2 protein-coding genes are annotated in these 26,879 nt (G+C 73.0%); both read left to right on the top strand.

The genetic code is table 11. The features are described from left to right. Positions 1-303: 303 nt before the first annotated feature. Positions 304-19,452: a non-ribosomal peptide synthase/polyketide synthase gene (locus AB0C27_RS55455; RefSeq protein WP_357863296.1), complete on the top strand. Its 19,149-nt coding sequence runs from the start codon at positions 304-306 to the stop codon at positions 19,450-19,452. Then, positions 19,452-26,879 (top strand): amino acid adenylation domain-containing protein (locus AB0C27_RS55450; protein ID WP_357863293.1); only part of this gene is annotated, 7,428 nt, incomplete at its 3' end. The genes AB0C27_RS55455 and AB0C27_RS55450, both read left to right, overlap by 1 nt.

Below are 26,879 nucleotides of genomic sequence, written 5' to 3'. Positions count from 1 at the left end.
GGCTCCCCGGGCCTTTCGCGGGCGTTCAACCGCGGCTCCGGCGCAGTTGAACGCCTCGGGCGGGCGGGAGGAATGCGCGGCATTGTTCATCCGCCGAGGCGTAGGCCATAGTGGGCCGTGGCGAAAACGGCACTGCTCGGGCCGGTGATGCGCACTTTCGCCACCCCGCCCGTTTTTCCGCGCCGATTCGCCGACTCACAGATTCACCGATCTACCGATTCACTGATCCGCTGAATTTCGTTTCGGCGGCATTTCCGCCCGCCCCGAGAACGTCACTGGGCAACGTGAGCAAAAGGGGTCTTGATGATTCCGTTGTCATTCGCACAGCGCCGGTTGTGGTTCATCGAGCGCCTTGAGGGCCCGAGCGCGACCTACAACATCCCGGTGGCGCTGCGGCTGACGGGCCGGGTGGACAAGCAGGCGCTGGCCGCCGCGCTGCGCGACGTCCTGGAACGGCACGAGGTGCTGCGCACGGTGATCGGCGTGGCCGACGGCGAGCCGTACCAGCGCATCCTCGGCATGGACGACCTCGACTGGGACCTCACCCTCGTCGAGGTGCCCCCGTCCGCCGACCTGGCCGGACCGGCCGGCGAGGTGCTGGAGCACGCCTTCGACCTGGGCGCCGAGGTGCCGATCAGGGCCTGGCTGTTCTCGGCGGGCGAGGACGATCACGTGCTGGCCGTGGTGCTGCACCACATCGCGGGCGACGGCTGGTCGAAGGGCCCGCTGGCCCGCGACGTCTCCGTGGCCTACGCCGCCCGGTGCGCGGGGCGGGCGCCGGACTGGAAGCCGCTGCCCGTCCAGTACGCCGACTACACCCTCTGGCAGCGCGAGCTGCTCGGCGACGAGAACGACCCGGGCAGTGTCATGGCGCGCCAGCTCGCCTACTGGCGGGAGACGCTGGCCGGCGCGCCGGAGGGGCTGGCGCTGCCGTTCGACCGGTCGCGCCCGCCGGTCGCCACGCACCAGGGGCACAGTGCCCCGTTCGAGCTGCCGCCTGACACGCACGCACGGCTGGCGGAGGTGGCGCGCGGCGCGGGCGTCACCACGTACATGGTGATGCAGGCGGCACTCGCGGTGCTGCTGTCGCGGCTGGGCGCCGGCACCGACATCCCGATCGGCCAGGTGGTGGCCGGGCGCACCGACGTCGCGCTGGAGGACCTGGTCGGCTTCTTCGTCAACACGCTCGTCCTGCGCACCGACGTGTCCGGCGACCCCGCCTTCCGCGAGGTGCTCGCGCGGGTGCGGGAGACGGACCTGTCGGCCTTCTCCCACCAGGACCTGCCGTTCGAGAAGCTGGTCGAGGAGCTGACGCCGAACCGCTCGCTGGCCCGTCACCCGCTGTTCCAGGTACTGCTCACCGTGCAGAACGTGGCGCAGGCGGCCGTCGACCTGCCGGGCGTGCGCGCCGGCGGCGTCGCCGAGGCTCCGAGCGCCAGTGGCGGTGACGGCGACGGCAGTGGTGGCGGCGGTGGCGGCGCGGTGTCGCGGTTCGACGTCGAGGTCAGCGCCGGCGAGCTGTTCGACGCCGACGGCGCGCCCGCCGGGCTGCGCGGCTCGGTGATCGTGGCCGCCGACGTGTTCACGGCGGAGTCGGCCGCGCTGCTCGCCGAGCGGCTGCGGCGCGTGATCGAGACGGTCGTCGCCGAGCCGGAGACCCGGCTGAGCGAGACGGTCGTGCTCAGCCAGGACGAGCGCCGCAAGCTGCTCGTCGACTGGAACGCCACGGACGGGGAGATCCCGCCCGCGACGGTGCCGGAGCTGTTCGCGGCCCAGGCGGCGCGCACCCCCGGCGCGGCCGCGGTCGTGCACGAGGGCGAGACGACGACGTACGCCGAGCTCGACGCGCGGGCCGACCGGCTCGCCCACCACCTCGCCGCCCTCGGCGTCGGCCCGGAATCCGTCGTCGGGCTCTGCCTGCCGCGCGGCGCCGGCATCGTGACCGCGATCCTCGCCGTGTGGAAGGCGGGCGCCGCCTACGTGCCGCTCGACCCCGCCCACCCCGCCGACCGGCTGGCCTTCGCCGTCGCCGACAGCGGCGTGCGCGTGCTGGTCAGCGACGGGGCGGAGGTGGCCGATCGGCTCGGCGCCGCCCACGTCGTACGCCTCGACGATCCGCGCCTGGACGCCCGCCCCGCCACCGAACTCCCGCAGCGGACCCTGCCCGGCGAGCTGGCGTACGTCATCTACACCTCAGGCTCGACCGGGCGGCCCAAGGGCGTGGCGGTCGAGCACGCGTCCCTCGCGAACCTCGTCTCGGTGTTCGGGCCGCTGATGGACGTCGGCCCGGGCGTGCCGGTGCTGCAGTTCGCGTCGTTCACGTTCGACGCGTCGGTGCTGGACGTGGCGGTGACCCTGGCCCGCGGCGGCACGCTGGTCGTGGCCGGCGCGGCGGAACGTGCGGAGCCGGCCCTGCTGCGCGCGCTCGTCGAGACGGCCGGGGTGCGCTCGGCCAGCGTCGTGCCCTCGCTGCTCGCGGTCCTGGAGACGGGCGACCTGGCCGGCGTCGAGTCGATGGTCGTAGGCTCCGAGCACATGCCGCCCGGCCTGGCGCGGACCTGGGCGCGGGAGCGCCGGCTCGTCCACGCGTACGGGCCGACCGAGGCCACCGTGATCACCGCGGCCGGCCGGGTGGACCCCGACGGGAACGGCGTGCTGCCGTTCGGCGGGCCGCTGGCCAACACCCGCATGTTCGTGCTGGACGACTACCTGGAGCCGGTGGCTCCCGGCGTGGCGGGCGAGCTCTACATCGCCGGCGCGCAGGTCGCCCGCGGCTACGTGGGCCGCTCGGCGCTGACCGCGGAGCGGTTCGTGGCCTCGCCGTTCGCGACCGGCGAGCGGCTCTACCGCACCGGTGACCTGGTGCGGTGGACCGGGGACGGGGAGCTGGTGTTCGCCGGGCGCGCCGACGAGCAGGTCAAGGTGCGCGGCTTCCGGATCGAGCCGGGCGAGGTGCAGGCCGCCGTCGCCGCCCACCCGGCGGTGGCGCGGGCGGCGGTGGTCGCCCGCGAGGACACGCCCGGCGAGACCCGCCTGGTCGCCTACGTGGTGCCCGCCGCCGGCGAGCCCTGCCTGCCCGAGGACGTGCGCGGCTTCACGGCCGGGCGGCTGCCCGAGTACATGGTCCCGTCGGCCGTGGTCGTCCTGGACGACCTGCCGCTGACCCCGAACGGCAAGCTCGACCGCAAGGCGCTGCCCGCCCCCGAGTACGCCACCGGCGCCGGCCGCCGCCCCGCGAACGCCCGCGAGGAGCTCGTCTGCGCCGCGTTCGCCGAGGTGCTCGGCCTCGACAGCGTCGGCGTGGACGACGACTTCTTCACCCTCGGCGGCCACTCCCTGCTGGCCATCCGCCTGGTCGAACGGCTGCGCGAGCGGGGCGTCGAGGTGTCGGTGCGGGCGCTGTTCCAGTCACCGACCCCGGCCGGGATCGCCTGGTCGTCGGGCGCTGCGCCGGTCGCGGTGCCGGACAACCTCATCCCACCCGGCGCGACCGAGATCACCCCGGACATGCTGCCCCTGGTGGATCTGACGACCGACGAGATCGACCGGATCACGGCCACCGTCGAGGGCGGCGCGGCCAACGTCGCCGACGTCTACCCGCTGGCCCCGCTCCAGGAAGGGCTGCTCTTCCACCACCTGCTCGCCGGCGGGGGCGACGACGCGTACGCGCTGCCGACGGTCGCCGAATTCGACACCCGGGACCGGCTCGACGCCTTCCTCGACGCGTTGCAGCGCGTGGTGGACCGCCACGACATCCTCAGAACCGGGATCGTCTGGGACGGGCTACGCGAACCCGTACAGGTCGTGTGGCGGCGCGCCGCCCTTCCCGTCGAGCAGGTGACCCTCGACCCGGCCGGCCCGGACCCGGTGGCCGAGCTGGTGGCGGCCGGCGGGCCGTCGATGGACCTGGGCCGCGCGCCGCTGATCAGGGTGCACACGGCCGCCGCGCCCGGCACCGGCAAGTGGCTGGCGCTGCTCCGCATCCACCACATGGTGCAGGACCACACGGCCAAGGAGGTCCTGCTCGACGAGGTCCGCGCCTTCCTGACCGGGCACGGCGACACCCTGCCCGAGCCGCTCCCGTTCCGCACCTTCGTCGCCCAGGCCCGGGGCGGCGACGACGAGGACGGGCACGCGCGCTACTTCGCCGCGCTGCTCGGCGACGTCACCGAGCCGACCGCGCCCTACGGGGTGACCGACGCCCGCGGCGACGGCGCCGGCGTCGTACGGGCGGAGCTCGGCCTGGCCCCCGACCTGACCGCCCGGCTGCGCGCCGCCGCGCTCCGCATGGGCGTCAGCCCGGCCCCCGTCATGCACGTGGCCTGGGCCAGGGCACTCGCCGCCGTCAGCGGCCGCACCGACGTCGTCTTCGGCACCGTGCTGTTCGGCCGGATGAACGCCGGCGTGGGCTCCGACCGCGTGCCCGGCCCCTTCATGAACACCCTTCCGGTACGGGTGCGCACCGGCGAGCCCGGCGTCCTGGCCGCCGTGTCGGCCATGCGCGACCAGCTCGGCGAGCTGCTGGAGCACGAGCACGCCTCCCTGTCCGTCGCCCAGCGGGCCGGCGGCGTCGCCGGCGACACGCCCCTGTTCACCTCGTTCTTCAACTACCGGCGCGACCCCGGCTCCGCCGGCGACCCGTCCGCGCACCGCATCGAGGGCATCCGCACCGTCTACACGCACGACCGCACCAACTACCCGCTGGCCGTGGCCGTCAACGACGACGGCGACACGCTGACGCTGACCGTGGACGCCGTCGCCCCCATCGACCCCGGCGCGGTGACGCGGCTGGTCCGCACGGCCACGGCCAACCTGGTGTCCGCCCTGGAGACGGCGTTGGACGGCGGGGCCGAGCCGGCGCTGGGCGATGTGGACGTGCTTGATGTGGGTGAGTGGCGGCGGGTGGTGGAGGAGTGGAACGACACCGCTGTTGATCTTGGTGGGTTGTCGGTGGTGGAGTTGTTCGAGGCGCAGGATCCGGGTGCGGTGGCGGTTTCTGTGGGTGGTGTGGAGGTTTCGTATGGGGAGGTGGAGGAGCGGGCGAATCGGTTGGCGCATGTGCTGATCGGTGAGGGGGTGGGGCCGGAGTCGGTGGTGGGGGTGTGTCTGGATCGCGGAGTGGATCTGGTCGTGACGCTGCTCGCGGTGTGGAAGGCGGGTGCGGCGTTTGTGCCGGTTGATCCAGGTCAGCCGGTGGAGCGGGTGGCGTTCGTGCTGGCGGATTGTGGTGCGGCGTTGACGGTGACCAGTGGTGAGGTCGCGGATGAGCTGCCGGCCGGTCGTGGGCGAATGTTGGTGGTGGATGACGTCCTGATGGGGTTGCGGCTGGCTGGGGTGCCGGCCATGCGGCCCGCCCGCGAGTTGCGTGGTGATCAGGTCGCCTACGTGATCTACACCTCCGGGTCCACGGGCCGGCCGAAGGGTGTGGCGGTCACGCAGGCGGGCTTGGCGAACTACGTGAAGTGGGCCTCAGGCGCTTATGGGGTGGGTGATGGCGCACCGTTGCATTCGTCGGTGGCGTTCGACTTGTCGGTGACGAGTTTGTGGGTGCCGTTGGTGTCGGGCGCCGCGGTGATGGTCAGCGCTCAGGGCGGCGTCGAAGGGCTGTCGGAGGTGCTGTCGCCGGGGTTGGGCCTAGTCAAGGTCGTCCCCGCGCATCTAAGTCTGCTGGCCGAGACGGTGCCGGTGGATGTGGCGCGGACCTGGGTGGTGGGCGGAGAAGCCCTGTCAGGCGCTGTAGTGCGGTCGTGGCTGGAGCGGTCTCCGGGGTCGGTGATCGTGAACGAGTACGGCCCCACGGAGACGGTTGTCGGGTGCTGTGTCTACGAGGCCGGGGTTGACGTTGGAGAGTCGGTGCCGATCGGGCGGCCGATCGCCAACTGCCGGTTGTTCGTGCTGGATGAGTGGTTGCGTCCGGTGCCTGCGGGTGTGGCGGGTGAGTTGTATATCGCGGGTGCTCAGGTGGCGCGCGGTTATGTGGGACGTGCGGGTCTGACGGCGGAGCGGTTCGTGGCCTGCCCGTTCGAGCCCGGCGCCCGCATGTACCGCAGCGGCGACCTCGCCCGCTGGAACGCCGATGGAAACCTGGAGTACCTCGGCCGGACCGACGAACAGGTGAAGATCCGCGGTTACCGGGTCGAGCCGGGCGAGGTGGCGGCGGTGCTGTCGGCGCATCCGCTGGTGGCCCAGGTGGCGGTGATCGCCCGCGAGGACGTTCCCGGTGACGTCCGGCTGGTGGCGTACGCGGTGGGCGCGGAAGGACTGCCGGACGTCCTGCGCGGCTACGCGGCAGAACGGCTGCCGGAGTACATGGTGCCGGCGGCGGTGGTGGCGCTGGAGGCGCTGCCGCTGACGGCGAACGGCAAGCTCGACCGCAAGGCCCTGCCCGCTCCCGAGCACGGTGCGGGCGGCGGGCGGGCCCCGGCGACGGTGCGGGAGGAACTGCTGTGCCGGGCGTTCGCGGAGGTGCTCGGCCTGGAGAGCGTCGGGGTGGACGACGACTTCTTCGCGCTCGGAGGCCACTCGTTGCTGGCGGTGCGGCTGGTCAGCCGGGTGCGAGCGCTGGTGGGGGTGGAGCTGGCGCTGTCGGAGCTGTTCGAGGCCCCGACCGTGGCCGCGCTGGCCGCTCGGCTGGATGCGGCCGGCTCGGCCCGCGTTCCGCTCACCCCCGCAGTACGGCCGGAGCGGGTGCCGCTGTCGTACGCGCAGCGGCGGTTGTGGTTCATCAGGGAGCTTGAGGGGCCGAGCGCCACCTACAACATCCCGATCGTGCTCCGGCTGCACGGCGACGTGGACGCCGAGGCGCTGGGTGCGGCGTTGCGGGACGTGGTCGAGCGGCACGAGGTGCTGCGGACGATCTTCCCGATCGCCGACGGCGAGCCCTACCAGCGCATTCTCGGGACCGACGAGCTGGCGTGGGAACTGGGCCGGGGAACGGTCGAGGACCTGGACGAGGCGGTGGGACACGCCTTCGACCTGTCGTCCGAGGTGCCGATCCGAGCCTGGCTGTTGTCAGGGGCGGAGGACGAGCGGGTGCTGGTGGTGGTGATCCACCACATCGCCAGTGACGGTTGGTCGCGGGCGCCGCTGGCTCGCGACGTTTCGGTGGCTTATGCGGCGCGATGTGCCGGGCGGGCTCCTGAGTGGGACGCTCTGCCGGTCCAGTACGCCGACTACGCGCTCTGGCAGCGGGAACTTCTCGGCGACGAGAGCGACCCCGGCAGCGTGATCTCCCAGCAGGTCGCGTACTGGCGCGAAACTTTGGCCGGCGCGCCGGAAGAGCTGGAACTGCCGGTCGACCGGCCGCGTCCGGCGGTGACCTCCTATCGCGGGCACACGGTGCCGATCGAGGTGCCGGCCGACGTGCACGCCCGCCTGACCCAGGTGGCCAGGGACGAGGGCGTGACCACGTTCATGGTCGTCCAGGCCGCACTGGCCGTCCTGCTGTCCCGGCTCGGTGCCGGCACCGACATCCCGATCGGAACGGCCAACGCCGGACGCACCGACGAAGCCCTAGACAGCCTGGTCGGCTTCTTCATCAACACCCTTGTCCTGCGCACCGACCTGTCCGGCAACCCGGCCTTCCGCGACCTGCTGGGCCGGGTGCGCGAGCGTAGCCTGGCCGCGTTCGCGCACCAGGACGTGCCGTTCGAGCGGCTGGTCGAGGAGCTGGCCCCGGCCAGGTCGATGGCCCGGCACCCGCTGTTCCAGGTGATGCTGACCCTGGAGAACACCGGCGAGGCCCGGCTCGACCTGCCCGGCGTGCGGGCCGGGCGGATGGCGGCCGGCGCTCCGGTGGCCAAGTTCGACCTGGAGGTGCTGCTCGGTGAGGCGTTCGACGCCCAGGGCGGGCCCGCGGGCGTGCGGGGGTCGCTGGTGGCCTCCGCCGACCTCTTCGACCGGGCCTCGGCCGAGCGGCTGAGCGAACGCCTGACGCGCGTGCTCGCCCTGCTGGTCGCTGAGCCGCGCACCCGCCTGAGCGCCGTGGACGTCGTCGACGCCGGGGAACGCCGGCAGGTGCTGGAGACGTGGAACGACACGGTGGGCCAGGCGGCCGGCTCGTCCCTGGTGGAGCTCTTCGAGGCGCAGGCCAGGCGCACGCCCGGCGCCCTGGCGGTCGTCGGGGACGGCGTCGAGCTCTCGTACGCCGAGCTGGACGAACGGGCGAACCGGCTGGCCCGCTCCCTGGTGGCGCGGGGTGTGCGGGCGGAGTCCGTGGTGGGCGTCTGCCTGGACCGGGGCGCGGCCTGGGTGGTCGCGGTGCTCGGCGTGCTCAAGGCCGGCGGCGCGTTCCTGCCGGTGGACCCGGCGTACCCGGCCGAGCGGATCGCGTACGCGCTGGCGGACGCGGGAGCGGCGCACGTCGTGACCTCCCGCGAGCTGACGGATCGGCTGCAGGACGGGCCGGCGCGGGTGGTCGTGGACGACTCGGCCGTGGTCGCGGAGCTGGCCGGCCTGCCGGGCGGCCCGCTGGACGAGGCCGAGCGGGGCCGGCTCGGGCCGGGCTCCGCGGCGTACGTCATCTACACCTCGGGCTCGACCGGGCGGCCCAAGGGCGTGGTGGTCACCCACGGCGGCGCGGTGAACCTGCTCGCGGCCGGCGGCTGGGAGAGCGGGCCGGGCGACCGGGTGCTGCAGTTCGCGTCGCCCGGGTTCGACGCGGCCTGCTGGGAACTGCTGGCGGCGCTCTGGTCGGGCGGCTGCCTGGTGGTGGCCGACGCCGCGAACCTGCTGCCGGGGGCCGGGCTGGCCGATGTGGTTCGCCGGTTCGGGGTGTCGCACCTGCTGGTGCCGCCCTCACTCCTGGGCGTGATGGGCACGGCGGAGCTGGCCGGAGTGCGCACGCTGGTGGCCGGCGGCGAGGCCCTGGGCGCCGACCTCGTGGCGCGCTGGGGCGAGGGGCGGCGGCTGGTCAACGCGTACGGGCCGACCGAGGTCACGGTGTGCGCGACGCTGACCGACGACCTGGCCCCCGGGCACGCGGTGACGATCGGCGGGCCGCGGCTCAACGTGCGCGCCTACGTGCTGGACGAGTGGCTGTCGCCGGTGCCGCCCGGCGTGCCGGGCGAGCTCTACCTGGCCGGGCCGCAGGTGGCGCGCGGCTACGCCGGACGCCCGGGACTGACCGGGGAACGGTTCGTGGCCGACCGGTTCGGCCCGGCCGGCGGCCGGATGTACCGGACCGGCGACCGGGTGCGCTGGGACGAGGCGGGCCGCCTGGTGTTCGCCGGCCGCTCCGACGACCAGGTGAAGATCCGCGGCTTCCGCATCGAGCCGGGCGAGGTGCGGGCGGTGCTGGCCGCCCATCCGCTGGTGGCGCAGGCGGCGGTCGTGGTCCGCGAGGACGTTCCGGGAGACCGGCGGCTGGTCGGCTACGTCGTCCCGAGGGAGGCGGGCACGGACCCGGCCGAGCCGGTACGGGCCATGGCGGCCGAGCGGCTGCCCGCATACATGGTGCCGGCCGCGATCGTGACCCTGTCCGCGCTGCCCGTGACCACCAGCGGCAAGCTGGACCGCGCGGCGCTGCCCGCGCCCGAGTACGGTGCCGCCAGGGGACGAGGGCCGGCCGACGCCCGCGAGGAGCTGCTGTGCGGCGTGTTCGCGCAGGTGCTCGGGCTGCCGCAGGTGGCGGCCGACGACGACTTCTTCGCCCTCGGCGGGCATTCGCTGCTGGCGGTGCGGCTGGTCAGCCGGGTCCGGTCGGTGCTGGGCGTGGAGCTGCCGTTGCGGGCCCTGTTCGAGGCGCCGACGGTGGCCGCGCTGGCGGCCCGGCTCGACGACGCCGGCACCGCTCGCCTGCCGCTCACCCCCGGGCGGCGTCCCGAACGGGTGCCGCTGTCGTTCGCGCAGCGCCGGCTGTGGTTCCTCAACCGGCTCGAAGGCCCGAGCGCCACCTACAACGTGCCGATCGTGCTGCGGCTCGGCGGCGACGTGGACCTCGACGCGCTGGGCGCGGCGCTGCGCGACGTGATCGAGCGGCACGAGGTGCTGCGCACGGTCTTCCCCGTCGCGGACGGCGAGCCGTACCAGCGGGTCCTGACCCCGGACGAGCTGACCTGGGAGCCGGTCAGGGGAACGATCGAGGACCTGGACGCCGCGGTCGGGCACGCCTTCGACCTGGGCTCCGAGGTGCCGATCCGAGCCTGGCTGCTCGACGCCGGCGGGGACGAGCACGTGCTGGTGGTCGTCGTGCACCACATCGCCGGTGACGGCTGGTCCATGGCTCCGCTGGCCGGGGACGCCTCCGTGGCGTACGCGGCGCGCCGGGAAGGGCGGGCACCCGAGTGGGACGCGCTGCCCGTTCAGTACGCCGACTATGCGCTCTGGCAGCGGGAGCTTTTGGGCGACGAGGACGATCCGGACAGCCTCATCGCCACTCAGATGGCCTACTGGCGGGACACCCTGGCTGGTGCGCCGGAGGAGCTTGGGTTGCCGTTCGACCGGCCGCGTCCGGCGCTGGCCTCGCATCGGGGGCACAGTGTGCCGCTGGCGGTCCCGGCTGAGATGCACGCGCGGCTGGTGGAGGTGGCGCGGGCCGAGGGCGTGACCGTGTTCATGGTGTTGCAGGCGGCCTTGGCGGTGTTGCTGTCGCGGCTCGGTGCGGGGACGGACATTCCGATCGGGTCGGCGAACGCCGGTCGTACGGACGTGGCGCTCGATGATCTGGTGGGGTGTTTCGTCAACACACTGGTCGTACGGGCTGACCTGACCGGCGATCCGGCGTTCCGCGAGCTGCTCGGGCGGGTGCGGGAGCGCAGTCTGGCGGCGTTCGCGCATCAGGACGTGCCGTTCGAGCGCTTGGTGGAGGAGCTGGCCCCGTCGCGGTCGATGGCGCGGCACCCACTCTTCCAGGTGGTGCTGACCAAGCAGGACACCATCGAAGCGGTGCTGGACCTGCCCGGCGTGCGGACGGGACCGGCTCCGGCGGCGGGGAGCGGGCGTACCGCGGCCAAGTTCGACCTCGACGTGATGGTGAGCGAGGCGTTCGACGCCGACGGGGCTCCGGCCGGGGTGCGGGGGTCGGTGACGGTGGCGGCGGATCTGTTCGATCCGGTGTGGGCCGAGCGGATCATGCGTTACTGGGTGCGGGTGCTGGACATGGTGAGCGGAGATCCCGGCACCCGGGTGAGCGGCGTCGACCTGCTGGGGCCGGACGAGCACCGGGCCCTTTCGGAGTGGAACCGTACGGCGGCCGACGGGCTTGCGACGCCGGCGGTGGAGCTGTTCGAGGCGCAGGTCGCGCGCAGGCCCGGGGCAGTCGCGGTGGTGGCTCCTGACGGTGAGGGGGTCACGTACGCCGAGCTGGATGAGCGGGCCAATCGGCTGGCGAATGTCCTGGTCGGTGAGGGGGTGGGGGCCGAGTCGGTGGTGGGGGTGTGCCTGGATCGGGGCGTCGAGCTGGTGGTGGCGTTGCTGGCGGTGTGGAAGGCCGGTGGCGCTTATGTGCCGATCGATCCGCGTCAGCCGGTGGAGCGGATCGCGTACCTGCTCGCTGACAGTCGTGCGGTGCTGACCGTCACCAGTGAGGAGATCGCGGACGAGCTGCCGGCGGGTCATGCCCGGATGCTGGTGCTGGACGACACCTTCACCGCGTTGCGCCTGTCGATGGCTTCTCCGGCCCGGCCCGAGCGGGTCGTGCACGGCGGTCAGACGGCCTACGTCATCTACACGTCGGGTTCGACCGGGCGGCCGAAGGGTGTGCAGGTCAGTCAGGCGGCTTTGGCGAACTATGTGGCTTCTGTGCCGGAGCGGCTGGAGCTGGACGGTGGCCGGTTCGCCCTGGTGCAGGGGCAGGCGACCGACCTGGGCAACACGATCGTCTTCGCCGCGCTCACGTTGGGCGGAGAGCTGCACGTCATGGCCGAGGAGGCGGCCACCGACCCGGACGCGCTGCGGGCGTTGCTGGTCGAGCGGGAGATCGACTTCGTGAAGATGGTGCCCTCCCACCTGGCGGCGATGGGCCCTGGTCTGCTGCCTGCTCGCGCGCTGGTCCTGGGTGGTGAGGCGGCTGCTCCTGACTGGCTGGCGCGGTTGCTGGAGGAGGCCGGCGAGCGTGGTTGCGCGGTGTTCAACCACTACGGCCCGACCGAGACCACGATCGGCGTCGCCACCACCCGGTTGAGCGGTGGTGGAGTCGCGCCGGTCGGCACGCCGGTGGCCAACACCGCCTTCCACGTGCTGGACGAATACCTGGCTCCGGTGCCACCGGGTGTCACGGGCGAGCTGTACGTCGCGGGTGCGCAGGTGGCTCGCGGGTATCTGGGGCGTCCTGGGCTGACGGCCGAACGGTTCGTGGCCTGCCCGTTCGGCGGCGGACGCATGTACCGCACCGGCGACCGCGCCCGCTGGAGCGCCGGTGGCGAGTTGTTGTTCGCCGGCCGGGTGGACGACCAGGTGAAGATCCGTGGTTTCCGGGTGGAGCCGGGTGAGGTCACCGCGGCCCTGGCCGCCTGTCCGGGGGTGAGCCAGGCGGCCGTGATCGCACGGGAGGAAGCCCCCGGCGACGTCCGTCTTGTGGGCTATCTCGTGCCCGACGATTCGGAGAACGCCTCGGATCTCCCGCCGGTGGCGCGCCGGTTCGCCGCCGATCGCCTGCCCGACCATCTGGTCCCCTCGGCCTGGGTGGTGCTGGACGCGCTGCCGCTGACCGCCAACGGCAAGCTCGACCGCCACGCCCTGCCCGCCCCCGACCACGCCGCCGCGGCCGGTGCCGGTCGTGGCCCGGCGGACGCGCGGGAGGAGGCGCTGTGCGCGGCGTTCGCCGAGGTGCTGGGCGTGCCCGCGGTCGGCGTTGACGACGACTTCTTCGAGCTCGGCGGGCACTCGCTGCTCGCCGTCCGCCTGGTCAGCCGCATCCGCGCGCTGCTCGGCGTCGAGATCGAGATCCGGGCCCTGTTCGAGACCCCGACGGTGGCCGGGCTGGCCGCCGGCCTGGGCGACGTGGGGGCGGCCCGCCTTGCGCTGACGGCGGTCGAGCGGCCGGAGCGGGTGCCGCTGTCGTACGCGCAGCGGCGGTTGTGGTTCATCAGGGAGCTTGAGGGGCCGAGCGCCACCTACAACGTGCCGATCGTGTTGCGGCTGTCGGGGGAGGTGGACGCCGAGGCGCTGGGGGCGGCGTTGCGGGACGTGGTCGTACGGCATGAGGTGCTGCGGACGGTGTTCCCGGTCGCCGACGGGGAGCCGTACCAGTGGGTGTTGGCGGCTGACGAGCTGGTGTGGGAGCTGGGCCGGGCGGCGCGCGAGGACCTGGACTCCCTGGTCGGATACGCCTTCGACCTGGCCTCGGAGGCGCCGATCCGGGCCTGGTTGATCGAGGACGGGCCTGAGGAGCGGATCCTGGTGGTGGTGATCCACCACATCGCCAGTGACGGGTGGTCGCGGGCGCCGCTGGCTCGGGACGTTTCGGTGGCTTATGCGGCGCGGTGTGCCGGGCGGGCTCCTGAGTGGGACGCTCTGCCGGTCCAGTACGCGGACTACGCCTTGTGGCAGCGGGAACTGCTCGGTGACGAGGACGATCCGGACAGTCTCGTCGCCCGGCAGATGGCGTACTGGCGGGAGGCCCTGGCCGGCATCCCGGAGGAGCTGGAACTGCCCGCCGACCGGTCACGCCCGGCGGCGGCCTCGCACCAGGGGCACAGCGTGCCGATCGAGATCCCGGCCCACGTCCACGCCCGGCTGGCCGAGGTGGCGAAGGCGGAGCGGGTGACCACGTTCATGGTGGTCCAGGCGGCGTTGGCGGTGCTGCTGTCGCGGCTCGGGGCGGGCACCGACATTCCGATCGGAACGGCCAACGCGGGACGTACCGACGAGGCCCTCGACGATCTGGTGGGCTTCTTCATCAACACGCTGGTGCTGCGGACCGACCTGTCCGGCGACCCGACCTTCCAGGACGTGCTCGCCCGGGTGCGCCGGACGAGCCTCCAGGCCCTCGCCCACCAGGACGTGCCGTTCGAACGACTCGTGGAAGAACTCGCCCCGAGCCGGTCACGCGCCCGGCATCCGCTGTTCCAGGTGCAGCTCGACCTGCAGAACCTGGCGGAGGCCGTGCTGGAACTGCCCGGCGTGCGGGCGGGCGGGCTGCCGGGTGGGACGTCCGTGGCCAAGTTCGACCTGGAGGTACGGCTCGGTGAGGTCTTCGACGCGCAGGGGGCGCCTGCTGGAGTGCGTGGATCCGTGATCGGGGCGGCCGACCTGTTCGATCCGGGGTCGGTCAGCGGGATCGCGGGGCGGCTCGTTCGGGTGCTGGAACTGCTCGTCGCCGATCCGCAGGCTCGGGTCGAAGCGGTTGACGTGCTTGATGTGGGTGAGTGGCGGCGGGTGGTGGAGGAGTGGAACGACACCGCTGTTGATCTTGGTGGGTTGTCGGTGGTGGAGTTGTTCGAGGCGCAGGATCCGGGTGCGGTGGCGGTTTCTGTGGGTGGTGTGGAGGTTTCGTATGGGGAGGTGGAGGAGCGGGCGAATCGGCTGGCGCATGTGCTGATCGGTGAGGGGGTGGGGGCGGAGTCTTTGGTGGGGGTGTGTCTCGATCGTGGGGTGGATTTGGTGGTGGCGTTGTTGGCGGTGTGGAAGGCGGGGGCGGGGTTTGTGCCGGTTGATCCGGGTCAGCCGGTGGAGCGGGTGGCGTTCGTGCTGGCGGATTGTGGTGCGGTGTTGACGGTGACCAGTGGTGAGGTCGCGGATGAGTTGCCGGCGGGGCGTGGGCGGGTGCTGGTGGTGGATGACGTCCTGATGGGGCTGCGACTGTCGGGTGCACCGGCGGTGCGGCCCGCCCGGGAGTTGCGTGGTGATCAGGTCGCCTATGTCATCTACACGTCCGGGTCCACGGGCCGGCCGAAGGGTGTGGCGGTGACGCAGGCGGGTTTGGCGAACTACGTGAAGTGGGCTTCGGGCGCTTATGGGGTGGGTGGGGGTGCGCCGTTGCATTCGTCGGTGGCGTTCGACTTGTCGGTGACGAGTTTGTGGGTGCCGTTGGTGTCGGGCGCCGCGGTGATGGTCAGCGCTCAGGGCGGCGTCGAAGGGCTGTCGGAGGTGCTGTCGCCGGGGTTGGGCCTAGTCAAGGTCGTCCCCGCGCATCTAAGTCTGCTGGCCGAGACGGTGCCGGTGGATGTGGCGCGGACGTGGGTGGTGGGTGGCGAGGCCCTGTCAGGTGCGGTGGTGCGGTCGTGGCTGGAGCGGTCTCCGGGGTCGGTGATCGTGAACGAGTACGGCCCCACGGAGACGGTTGTCGGGTGCTGTGTCTACGAGGCGGGGGTTGACGTTGGAGAGTCGGTGCCGATTGGGCGGCCGATCGCGAATTGCCGGTTGTTCGTGCTGGATGAGTGGTTGCGTCCGGTGCCTGCGGGCGTGGCGGGTGAGTTGTATATCGCGGGTGCTCAGGTGGCGCGCGGTTATGTGGGACGTGCGGGTCTGACGGCGGAGCGGTTCGTGGCCTGCCCGTTCGAGGTGGGTGAGCGGATGTATCGCTCTGGGGACCGGGTGCGGTGGTCGGCTGACGGCCAGTTGATGTTCCTCGGGCGAGTGGACGATCAGGTGAAGATCCGTGGATACCGGGTCGAGCCGGGCGAGGTGGCGGCGGTGCTGTCGGCGCATCCGCTGGTGGCCCAGGTGGCGGTGATCGCCCGCGAGGACGTTCCCGGTGACGCTCGGCTGGTCGCTTACGTGGTTCCGGCTGGGGATGGGGCCGAGGAGGCGGTGCTGGGGTATGCGGCGGGGCGGTTGCCGGAGTACATGGTGCCGGCGGCGGTGGTGGCGCTGGAGGCGCTGCCGCTGACGGCGAACGGCAAGCTCGACCGCAAGGCGCTGCCCGCTCCCCAGTACGCGGCCGGATCGGGGCGTGGCCCGGCCGATGCTCGCGAGGAGGCGTTGTGCGCGGCCTTCGCCGAAGTGCTCGGCCTCGACAGCGTCGGGGTGGACGACGACTTCTTCGCCCTCGGAGGCCACTCGTTGCTGGCGGTGCGGCTGGTCAGCCGGGTCAGGGCGTTGGTGGGGGTGGAGCTGGCGCTGTCGGAGCTGTTCGAGGCCCCGACGGTGGCCGCGCTGGCCGCTCGGCTGGATGCGGCCGGCACCGCCCGCCTCCCGCTCACCCCCGTACCACGGCCGGAGCGAGTGCCCCTGTCCTATGCCCAGCGGCGGTTGTGGTTCATCGGCCAGCTCGACGGCCCCAGCGCCACCTACAACATCCCGATCGTGCTCCGGCTGCACGGCGACGTGGACGCCGCAGCGCTCGGGGCGGCGTTGCGGGACGTGGTCGAGCGGCACGAGGTGCTGCGGACGGTGTACCCGGTCGCCGACGGCGAGCCCTACCAGCGCATTCTCGGAACCGACGAGCTGGCGTGGGAACTGGGCCCGGCGGCCCGCGAGGACCTGGACTCTTTGGTCGGATACGCCTTCGATCTTGCCTCGGAGGCGCCGATCCGGGCTTGGCTGATCGAGGACGGGCCTGAGGAGCGGATCCTGGTGGTGGTGATCCACCACATCGCCAGTGACGGCTGGTCACGGGCACCTCTGGCTCGGGACGTTTCGGTGGCGTACGCGGCGCGCCGCGAAGGGCGAGCTCCGGAGTGGGACGCGCTCCCGGTCCAGTACGCCGACTACGCGCTGTGGCAGCGGGAACTCCTCGGCGACGAGAGCGACCCAGGCAGCGTGATCTCCCAGCAGGTCGCATACTGGCGCGAAACCCTGGCCGGCGCACCGGAAGAGCTGGAACTGCCGGCCGACCGCCCCCGCCCGCTCCTGGCCTCGCACCGGGGCCACGGCGTCCCGGTCGAGATCCCCGCCCACCTGCACGCCCGCCTGACCCAGGTGGCCAGGGACGAGGGCGTGACCACGTTCATGGTCGTCCAGGCCGCACTGGCCGTCCTGCTGTCACGACTCGGTGCCGGCACCGACATCCCGATCGGAACGGCCAACGCCGGACGCACCGACGAAGCCCTCGACGACCTGGTCGGCTTCTTCATCAACACCCTCGTGCTCCGCACCGACCTGTCCGGCGACCCGACCTTCCAGGACCTGCTCGCCCGCGTACGCCGGACGAGCCTCCAGGCCCTCGCCCACCAGGACGTGCCGTTCGAACGACTCGTGGAAGAGCTCGCCCCGGCCCGGTCCCGCGCCCGGCACCCCCTCGTCCAGGTGATGCTGACGCTGCAGAACACCGCAGAAGCCACCCTGGAACTGCCCGGCACCCGCACCGGCGAGCTGTCCGCCGGCGCGCCCGCCGCGAAGTTCGACCTGGACCTGCGCCTCGTCGAGACCTTCGGCTCCGAGGGCGAGCCCGTGGGCGTGCGCGGAACGCTCATCGGGGCCGCCGACCTGTTCGAGCCGGCCTCGGTCGCCCGCCTGGCGGCTCGCCTGATCGGCCTGCTGGACCTGCTCCTCGCCGACACCCGGGCCCGGCTCGCATCGGTCGACCTGCTCGAACCGGACGAACGCCACCGCCTGCTCACCGAGTGGAACACCGCCCCGGCCCCGGCGGAACCCGCCACGCTGCCGGAACTGTTCGAGGCGCAGGCCGCCCGCACCCCGGACGCGGTCGCCCTCGTGTCCGGCGGCGTCACGGTGACGTACGCGGAGCTCGACACGCGCGCCAACCGGCTGGCCAGGCGGCTGATCCGGCAGGGCGCCGGGCCGGAGTCGGTGATCGGCATCTGCCTGGAGCGCGGGATCGACCTGGTCGTGGCCGCGCTCGGCGTGCTCAAGGCCGGGGCCGCGTACCTGCCGGTGGACCCGGCGTACCCGGCCGAGCGGATCGCGTACGCGCTGGCCGACGGCGGGGCCGCGTACGTCATCAGCGCCGACGCCCTCGGCGACCGGCTCCCTGACGACGTGCCGCGCCTGCCCGTGACCGACCCCGCCGACCCCGCCGACTCCGGCGCGCCCGTCGCCACGGAACGACGGACGCTCGCCCCTGACCATCCCGCGTACGTCATCTACACCTCAGGCTCGACCGGCCGCCCCAAGGGGGTGACGGTCACCCACGCCAACGTCACCGGCCTGTTCGCGCAGACCCGCCCGCTGTTCGGCTTCGGGCCCGGCGACGTGTGGAGCTGGTTCCACTCGGCCGCGTTCGACTTCTCGGTGTGGGAGCTGTGGGGCGCGCTCCTGCACGGCGGGCGCGTCGTGACGGTGCCGTACGCGGTGTCGCGGTCGCCGGAGAAGTTCCTCGCCCTCCTCGAACGCGAACGCGTCACCGTGCTGAGTCAGACGCCGTCGGCGTTCTACCAGCTCATGGCCGTCGAGGAGCGCCGTCCGGAAGCGGTCGCCGCGCTGCGTGCGGTGGTGTTCGGCGGCGAGGCGCTGGACCCGGGCCGGCTGACCGGCTGGTGGGAACGCCACGGCACCGCCGATGGTCTGCGCCTGGTGAACATGTACGGCATCACCGAGACCACCGTCCACGTCACCTGCCACGAGCTCAGCCCGGACGACGGTGGTCGGGGCAGCGTGGTCGGCCGCGGCCTCCCCGGGCTGAGCGTGTACGTCCTGGACGAACGGCTGCGCCCGGTGCCCCCGGGCACTGTCGGCGAGGTGTACGTGGCCGGCGGCCAGCTCGCCCGCGGCTACCTCGGACAGCCGGCGCTGACCGCGGGCCGGTTCGTGGCCTGCCCGTTCGGGAGGCCCGGCACGCGCATGTACCGGACCGGCGACCGCGCCCGCTGGACCGCCGACGGCCACCTCGTCTTCCTCGGCCGCGCCGACGACCAGGTGCAGCTCCGCGGCTTCCGCATCGAACCCGACGAGGTACGGGCCGTGGTGGCCAGCTGCCCGCAGGTCGGGCAGGCGGCGGTGATCGCCCGCGAGGACACACCGGGCGATCTCCGCCTGGTGGCCTACGTCACGAGCGCCACTCCCAGCGGCGCACCCACCGGGGGCGCGACCGCCGGAGACGCGTTGCCGGACACCGTCAGGCGGTTTGTGGCCGAGCGGTTGCCGGCGCACATGGTGCCCGCCGCGGTGGTCGTACTCGATGCGCTGCCGCTGACCGTCAACGGCAAGCTCGACCGCCGTGCGCTCCCCGCTCCCCAATACACGTCCGGCGCGGGGCGGGCGCCGGCCGACGCTCGGGAAGAGCGGTTGTGCGAGGCGTTCGCCCAGGTCCTCGGGCTGGAGAGGGTCGGCGTTGACGACGACTTCTTCGCGCTCGGCGGACACTCGCTGCTCGCCGTGCGGCTGATGAGCCGGATCAGGACCGTGCTGGGCGTGGAAGCCGACCTCGCGGCGCTGTTCGACGCCCCCACCCCGGCCGGCCTCGCCCGCCGCCTCCCCGACGAGACCGACAGGACGGACGAGAAGGGCACGACCTTCGGGACCGGCCCGAACGGCGGGATCGACAGGACCGGAGCAGACAGCGGGGCCGACAGGACCGGAGCAGACGGAGGGACCGGCACGAACGACGGCGGGCAGGTGGGTCGGCGGCCCCGGCCGGCGTTGCGGCCCATGAGCGCGGGAGAGGAGTCCTGATGATCCCGTTGTCGTTCGCGCAGCGCCGCCTGTGGTTCATCGGCCAGTTGGAGGGTCCGAGCGCCACCTACAACATCCCGATCATCCGCCCCCTGCCGGGCCGGACCGACCACGCCGCGCTCGAAGCCGCCCTCCTCGACGTGATCGGCCGGCACGAGGCCCTGCGCACGGTGGTCACGACCGTGGACGGCGAGCCGTACCAGCGGGTGATCCCGTCCGCCGAGCTGACCTGGACGCTGCCGGCCGTGGACGTGGCCGAGGCGGACCTGGACGACGCGCTGGCCGCGGCCTCCGCCCACATCTTCGACCTGGCCCGCGAGATCCCGATCCGCGCCTGGCTCTTCCGCTGCGGCGAGAACCGGCACGTGCTCGCCGTGGTGCTGCACCACATCGCCGGCGACGCCTGGTCGATGGGCCCGCTGACCAGGGACGTCTCGGTGGCCTACGCCGCCCGGTCGGCGGGCCGGGCGCCGGAGTGGCAGCCGCTGCCGGTCCAGTACGCCGACTACACGATGTGGCAGCGCGAACTGCTCGGCGACGAGACGGACCCGGACAGCGTCATGTCCCACCAGCTCGCCTACTGGCGCGAGACCCTGGCCGGCGCGCCGGTGGAACTGACGCTGCCCTTCAACCGCCCCCGCCCTCCGGTGGCGTCCTACCAGGGCATCAGCGAACGCCTGGAGCTCCCCGCCGACGTCCACCGGCGGCTGGTCCAGGTGGCCAGGGCCGAGGGCGTGACCGTGTTCATGCTGCTGCAGGCCGCGCTGGCCGTCCTGCTGTCCCGGCTCGGCGCGGGCACCGACCTGCCGATCGGCACGGACGTCGCGGGCCGCACCGACGAAGCCCTGGACGACCTGGTCGGCTTCTTCGTCAACACCCTGGTCCTGCGTACGGACCTGTCGGGGGACCCCACGTTCACCGAGGTCCTGACCCGGGTGCGGGCGACGGACCTGGCCGCGTTCAAACACCAGGACGTGCCGTTCGAGAAGGTCGTCGAGGAGCTGGCACCGGCGCGCTCGCTGTCCCGGCACCCGCTGTTCCAGGTGATGCTCACCGTGCAGAACGTCACCAAAACCGTCATGGACGAACCCACCACCCCGAACCCCGCCACCCAGGACGGCGGGGTGACAGGTGGATCGCCCGGGGCCCAGGGGGCTTTGGGGGCGAAGTTCGATCTGGAGGTGTCGTTCGGTGAGCTGTTCGACGCCGCCGGCGCGCCCGCCGGGATGCGTGGTGTCGTCACCGCCGCCGCCGACGTCTTCGACCGCGGCGGCGTCGCCGCGCTCGCCGCCCGGCTGGCCCGGGTGCTGCACCAGGTGAGCGCCGACCCCGGTGTCCGGACGAGCGCGGTGGACGTGCTCGACCCCGTCGAACGGCGCCGCGTCCTCACGGAGTGGAACAAGGTCGCCTCGGCCACCGTCCCCGTCCCCGACGACATGCGCCCCCTGGCCACCCGCGCGTACGTGCTGGACGAGCACCTCACCCCCACCCCGATCGGCGTGACCGGCGACCTGTACGTGGCCGCGTCCGGGCAGCGGCCGGAACGATTCGTGGCGAACCCGTTCACCTCCGACGGAACCGTCCTCTACGTCACAGGCCACCGTGCCCGCTGGACGCCGGCCGGCGAGCTCGTCATCGTCTCCCGTACCGGCGACAAGCCAGCCCCCGACCGCCGGCTCGTCGCGTACGTGGTGCCGGCGCCCGGAGCCGTCGTCGACGCGGCCGAGCTGAAGGAGTTCGTCCGCCGGCACCTGCCCGAGTCGATGGTTCCGGCCGCGCTGGTGACCCTCGACGAGCTGCCGCTGACCCCGAACGGCAAGATAGACACCAAGAGCCTGCCGATGCCGGACCTCACCGCGCTCGCCGCCACCGGACGCGGCCCCGCCGACCCGCGCGAGGAGCTGGTGTGCGCCGCGTTCGCCGACGTCCTCGGCCTGGCGAGCGTCGGCGCCGAGGATGACTTCTTCGCGCTCGGCGGCCACTCGCTGCTGGCCATCCGCCTGGCGGAACGGCTGCGCGCCCAGGGCATCGACGTCCCCGTACGCGCCCTCTTCGAGACCCCGACCCCCGCGGGCCTGGCCGCCACGACGGGCGCGGAACGGACCGCGGTGCCGCCCAACCTCATCCCGCCCGGCGCCACCGCGATCACCCCGGACATGCTGCCCCTGGTGGACCTGACCACCGACGAGATCGACCGGATCACGGCGACCGTCGAAGGCGGCGCGGCCGACATTGCCGACGTCTACCCGCTCGCGCCCCTCCAGGAGGGCCTGCTCTTCCACCACCTGCTGGCGGAGGACGGCGGCAGGGACGCGTACGTGATGCCGACGGTGCTGGAGTTCGACTCCCGCGACCGGCTCGACGCCTTCCTCGACGCGTTGCAGCGCGTGGTGGACCGGCACGACATCTACCGCACCTCCATCGTCTGGGCCGGGCTGCGCGAACCGGTGCAGGTCGTCCGGCGGCACGCCACCGTCCCGGTCGAACGGGTGACCTTGCCGGACGGGCCGGGCGACCCGGCCGAACGGCTCGTGGCGCAGGCCGGGCAGAGCATGGACCTCACCCGCGCCCCCATGATCACCGTGCACACCGCCCCCACACCAGAGGGCCGATGGCTGGCGCTGGCCAGGGTGCATCACATGGTGCAGGACCACATGGCGCTGGAAGTGCTGCTCGCCGAGATCCTCGCGTTCCTGTCCGGACGTGGTGACGAGCTGCCCGAGCCCCGGCCGTTCCGCGACTTCGTGGCACGGTCGCGCGACGCCGCGGACCGCGCGGCCCACGAACGCCACTTCGCCGGCCTGCTCGGCGACGTCACCGAGCCGACCGCGCCGTTCGGGCTGGTGGACGCGCGGGGCGACGGGAGCGACGTGGTACGCCGGGTCGTGGCGTTCCCCGACAAGGCACAGCGGCGGCTGCGCGCGGTCGCCAGGCGGCTCGGGGTCAGCACCGCGACGCTCCTGCACGTGGCCTGGGCCCGGGTGGTGGCCGCGGTGTCGGGCCGCGACGACGTCGTCTTCGGCACCGTCCTGTTCGGCCGCATGCACGCCGGCACCGGCGCCGGCCAGGTTCCCGGCCCGTACATCAACACTCTGCCGGTACGGGTGCGCACGCACGAGCTGACCGTGCTCGCGGCCGTGTCGGAACTGCGCGGGCAGCTCGCCCGGCTGATGGAGCACGAGCATGCGCCTCTCGCGCTCGCCCAGCAGGCCAGCGGCGTTTCCGCGGACACCCCGCTGTTCACGTCATTCCTCAACTACCGCCACAACACCGCCCGCGGTGAAACCGGCAGGGGCGGCGACACCGGGAACAGCGGTGGCGGGGGAGGGCTCGACGGCATTCGGTTGCTGCTTGCTCGCGAGCGCACCAACTACCCGCTCGGCGTCGCGGTCGAGGACGACGGAGACGGGCTCGCGCTGACCGTGGACGCGGTGGCGCCCATCGACCCGGAGGCCGTCGGAAGGCTGCTCCGCACCGCCACGGAGAACCTCGCCGCCGCCCTGGAGGACGCTCTGAACGGCGGCCCCGACGTGCCGCTCGGGGCCATCAACGCCCTCGGCGAGGACGACCTCCACCGAATCCTGCACGAATGGAACGCCACCGCCCCCGACACGGCCACCGATACCGTCGCCGGCACGCCCGGCACCCCCGGCACACCTGGCGTGGTCGGCACGTCCGGCACGCCCGGCTTTGTCGGCACCCCCGGCACCCCTGGCACGGCCGACGTCTCCGGCACGACCCTGCCGGAGTTGGTGGCGGCGCAGGCGGTCAGGACACCTACCCGGATCGCGGTCGTCTCCGACGGCATGGAGCTGACTTACGCCGAGCTGGACGCGCACGCAGACAGGCTCGCCCATGTGCTGCGTGAGCGGGGCGCCGGTCCGGAGTCGGTGGTCGCGGTCGCGATGGAACGGGACGCCGAACTGGTCGTGGCCCTGCTGGCGGTGCTGAAGTCCGGGGCCGCGTACCTGCCGGTGGACGTCGAGTACCCGGCCGAGCGGATCACCGCCATGCTGCGCGACGCCGCACCGATTCTCGTCCTGACCTCCCCCACGACCGCCCCCACCCTGCCCCCGTCGCCCGTCCCGACCCTCGTCGCAGGCGACCCACCCTCCACGCAGCGGCCCCACCTCACCGAGCCCGCCACTGCCATTCCTGCCCCTGCGACCGGTGGGCCGTTGCCGGAGCATCCGGCGTACGTCATCTACACCTCGGGCTCCACCGGCCGGCCCAAGGGGGTCGTGATCTCGCATCGGGCCCTGGTCAACCACCTGCGCGCCGCCGCCGAGCGGGTGCCGCTCGGCGTGGACGATCGGATGGTGGCGGTGACGACGGTGTCGTTCGACATCGCGGCGCTGGAGTTGTTCCTGCCGCTGGTGAGCGGGGCACGGGTGGTGCTGGCGGCCAGGGAGACCGTACGGGAACCGGGCGCTCTGCTGGAGCTGGTCAGGGAACGTGGCGCGACGGTCATGCAGGCGGTGCCGTCCCTGTGGCGGGCGCTGCTCGACGCCGGCGAGTGGCCGTGTGACGTGCGGATGCTCGTTGGCGGTGAGGCGCTGCCCGGCGAGCTGGCCGCGCGCATCACCGGCATGAAGGCATGGGCCGCGAACCTGTACGGGCCCACCGAGGCGACGGTCTGGGCGACGTCCGCCCGGGTGATGGACGGGCCGGTGACGATCGGGCGGCCGTTCGCCCACACGCGCGCCTATGTACTGGACCGACAGCTGCGCCCCGTCGCCGCCGGGGTCGCGGGGGAGCTCTACCTGGCGGGCGCCCAGCTCGCCCGCGGCTACCTGCGCCGGCCAGGTCTGACCGCGGAGCGGTTCGTGGCCGCCCCGTTCGGCCCGGACGGCGACCGCATGTACCGGACGGGCGACCTGGCACGATGGCGGCCCGACGGCACGCTCGAATGTCTGGGCCGGACCGACGACCAGGTCAAGGTGCGCGGGTTCCGGATCGAGCTGGGCGAGATCGAGGCCGTGCTCGAACGGCACGAGCTGGTGGCGCGCGCGTCGGTGGCCGTACGCGACGACGCGGCCGGCGGCCCATACCTGGTCGGGTACGTCGTCCCGGCCCCCGGCGGGCAGCCGGACGGCCTGGAGCTGCGTGAGCACGTCGCTCGCGAGCTGCCCGCGTACATGGTGCCGTCGATCATTATGGTCCTCGACACGCTGCCGCTGACCGCCAACGGGAAGGTGGACCGCAAGGCGCTGCCCGCCCCCGGCCGCACGGCCGGCTTGCGCCGCCGGGCCCCCGCCACGCCGCGCGAGGAACTGCTCTGCGGGATCTTCGCCCACGTGCTGGGGCTGCCCGAGGTGGGGGTGGACGACGACTTCTTCGCCCTCGGCGGGCACTCGCTGCTCGCGGTGCGGCTGATCAGCCGGGTGCGGACGGTGCTCGGGGTCGAGGTGCCGCTGCGGCTGCTGTTCCAGGAGCCGACGGTGGCGGGGCTGGCGAGTCGGCTCGGCAACGCAGGTGCGGCCCGGCGCGGCGTACGGGCGGCGGAACAGCGGCCGGAACGGGTGCCGCTGTCGTTCGCGCAGCGGCGGGTGTGGTTCCTCGGGCAGTTGGAGGGGCCGAGTCCCACGTACAACATTCCCGCCGTGCTGCGGCTCGGCGGCGAGGTCGATGGCGTGGCGCTGGGAGCGGCGTTGCGGGACGTGATCGCGCGGCATGAGGTGTTGCGGACGGTCTTTCCCGAGGTGGAGGGGGAGCCGTACCAGCGGGTGGTGCCGATGGCGGAGCTGGAATGGGAGCTGGCGGCGGTCGAGGTGGCGCCCGAGGAGCTGGACGCGGCGGTCGGTGCGGCTGTGGGGTACGCGTTCGATCTGTCGGCCGAGGTGCCGGTGCGGGCGTGGTTGTTCTCGGTGGGGGCGGATGAGCACGTGCTGGTGGTGGTCGTGCATCACATCGCCGGTGATGGGTGGTCGATGGGGCCGCTGGGGCGGGATGTCTCGGCGGCGTACGCGGCCCGTTGCGAGGGGCGCGCTCCTGGGTGGGAGCCGTTGCCGGTGCAGTACGCGGACTACGCGTTGTGGCAGCGCGAGCTGCTGGGGGACGAGCGGGACCCGGAGAGCGTGTTGTCCGGGCAGCTGGCCTACTGGCGGGAGGCGTTGGCGGGGGCGCCGGAGGAGCTGGCGTTGCCGGTGGATCGGCCGCGCCCGGCAGTGGCGTCCTACCGGGGGCACAGTGTGCCGGTCGAGGTCGCGGCCGGGGTGCACGCGCGGCTGGTGGAGCTGGCGCGGGCCGAGGGCGTGACCACGTTCATGGTGATTCAGGCCGCGCTGGCGGTGCTGCTGTCGCGGCTCGGCGCCGGCACAGACCTGCCGATCGGTGCCGCCCACGCGGGACGTGACGACGAGGCGTTGGAGGAACTGGTCGGGTTCTTCGTGAACACCCTGGTCCTGCGCACCGATCTGTCGGGGAACCCGACGTTCCGCGAGCTGCTGAGCCGGGTGCGGGAAACCGGGCTGGCGGCCTTCGAGCAGCACGGCGTGCCGTTCGAGCGGCTGGTCGAGGAGCTGGCGCCGGCGCGGTCGATGGCCCGGCACCCGCTGTTCCAGGTGATGCTGACGGTGCAGAACACCGGCACGGCGGCCCTGGACCTGCCCGGAGTGTCGGCCGCCGGGCAGCCCGTGGCGGCGGCCGCCAAGTTCGATCTGGAACTGGGGCTGGCTGAGGCCGTGGACGCCTCCGGGGCGCCGGCCGGCGTGCGTGGGTCGTTGGTGGCGGCGGCGGACCTGTTCGAGCGGGAGTCGGTGGAGGCGCTGGCGGATCGGCTGGTTCGGGTGCTGGAGACGGTCACCGGAGATCCGGAGCTGCCGTTGAGCGGGGTGGATGTGCTCGATGAGGCTGGGCGGCGGCTGGTGGTGGAGGAGTGGAACGACACGGGTGCGGAGGTGTCGGCGGGGTCGTTGGCAGGGTTGTTCGAGGCGCAGGTCTTTCGGTCGCCCGATGCGGTGGCGGTGGTGGGGGAGGGGGTGGAGGTGTCGTTCGCCGAGCTGGACGCGCGGGCGAATCGGGTGGCTCGGTTGTTGGTGGGGCGTGGTGTCGGGGTGGAGTCGGTGGTGGGGGTGTGTTTGGAGCGTGGGGTTGATCTGGTCGTCGCGTTGCTGGGGGTGTTGAAGGCGGGGGCTGCTTATCTGCCGGTGGATCCGGATTATCCGGATGAACGGAAGGCGTACCTGGTGGAGCAGGCCGGGGCGGGATGTGTGATCACTTCGTCGGCTGGGGGGTTGCGTGGGGAGGTCGTGCTGGATCCGGCGGAGCTGATGGCTCTGTCTGGTCAGAGGTTGACCGCTGAGGAGCGTGGCGGTGTGCTGACGGGCGCGAATGCGGCTTATGTGATGTTCACGTCGGGTTCGACGGGGCGGCCGAAGGGGGTGGTGGTGCCGCATGCGGGTGTGGTGAATCGGCTGGTCTGGATG

Origin of the sequence: Nonomuraea sp. NPDC048882 (assembly GCF_040649755.1) — a bacterium.
GTDB lineage: Bacteria > Actinomycetota > Actinomycetes > Streptosporangiales > Streptosporangiaceae > Nonomuraea > Nonomuraea maheshkhaliensis.
The sequence above is the reverse complement of the archived record's forward strand: the minus strand, read 5'-3'. Positions and strand labels throughout refer to the sequence as shown.

Bases quoted from the DNA above. Each gene is read 5' to 3' on its own strand.
- AB0C27_RS55455 (WP_357863296.1), top strand. From the start codon at position 304: ATGATTCCGTTGTCATTCGCACAGCGCCGGTTGTGGTTCATCGAGCGC.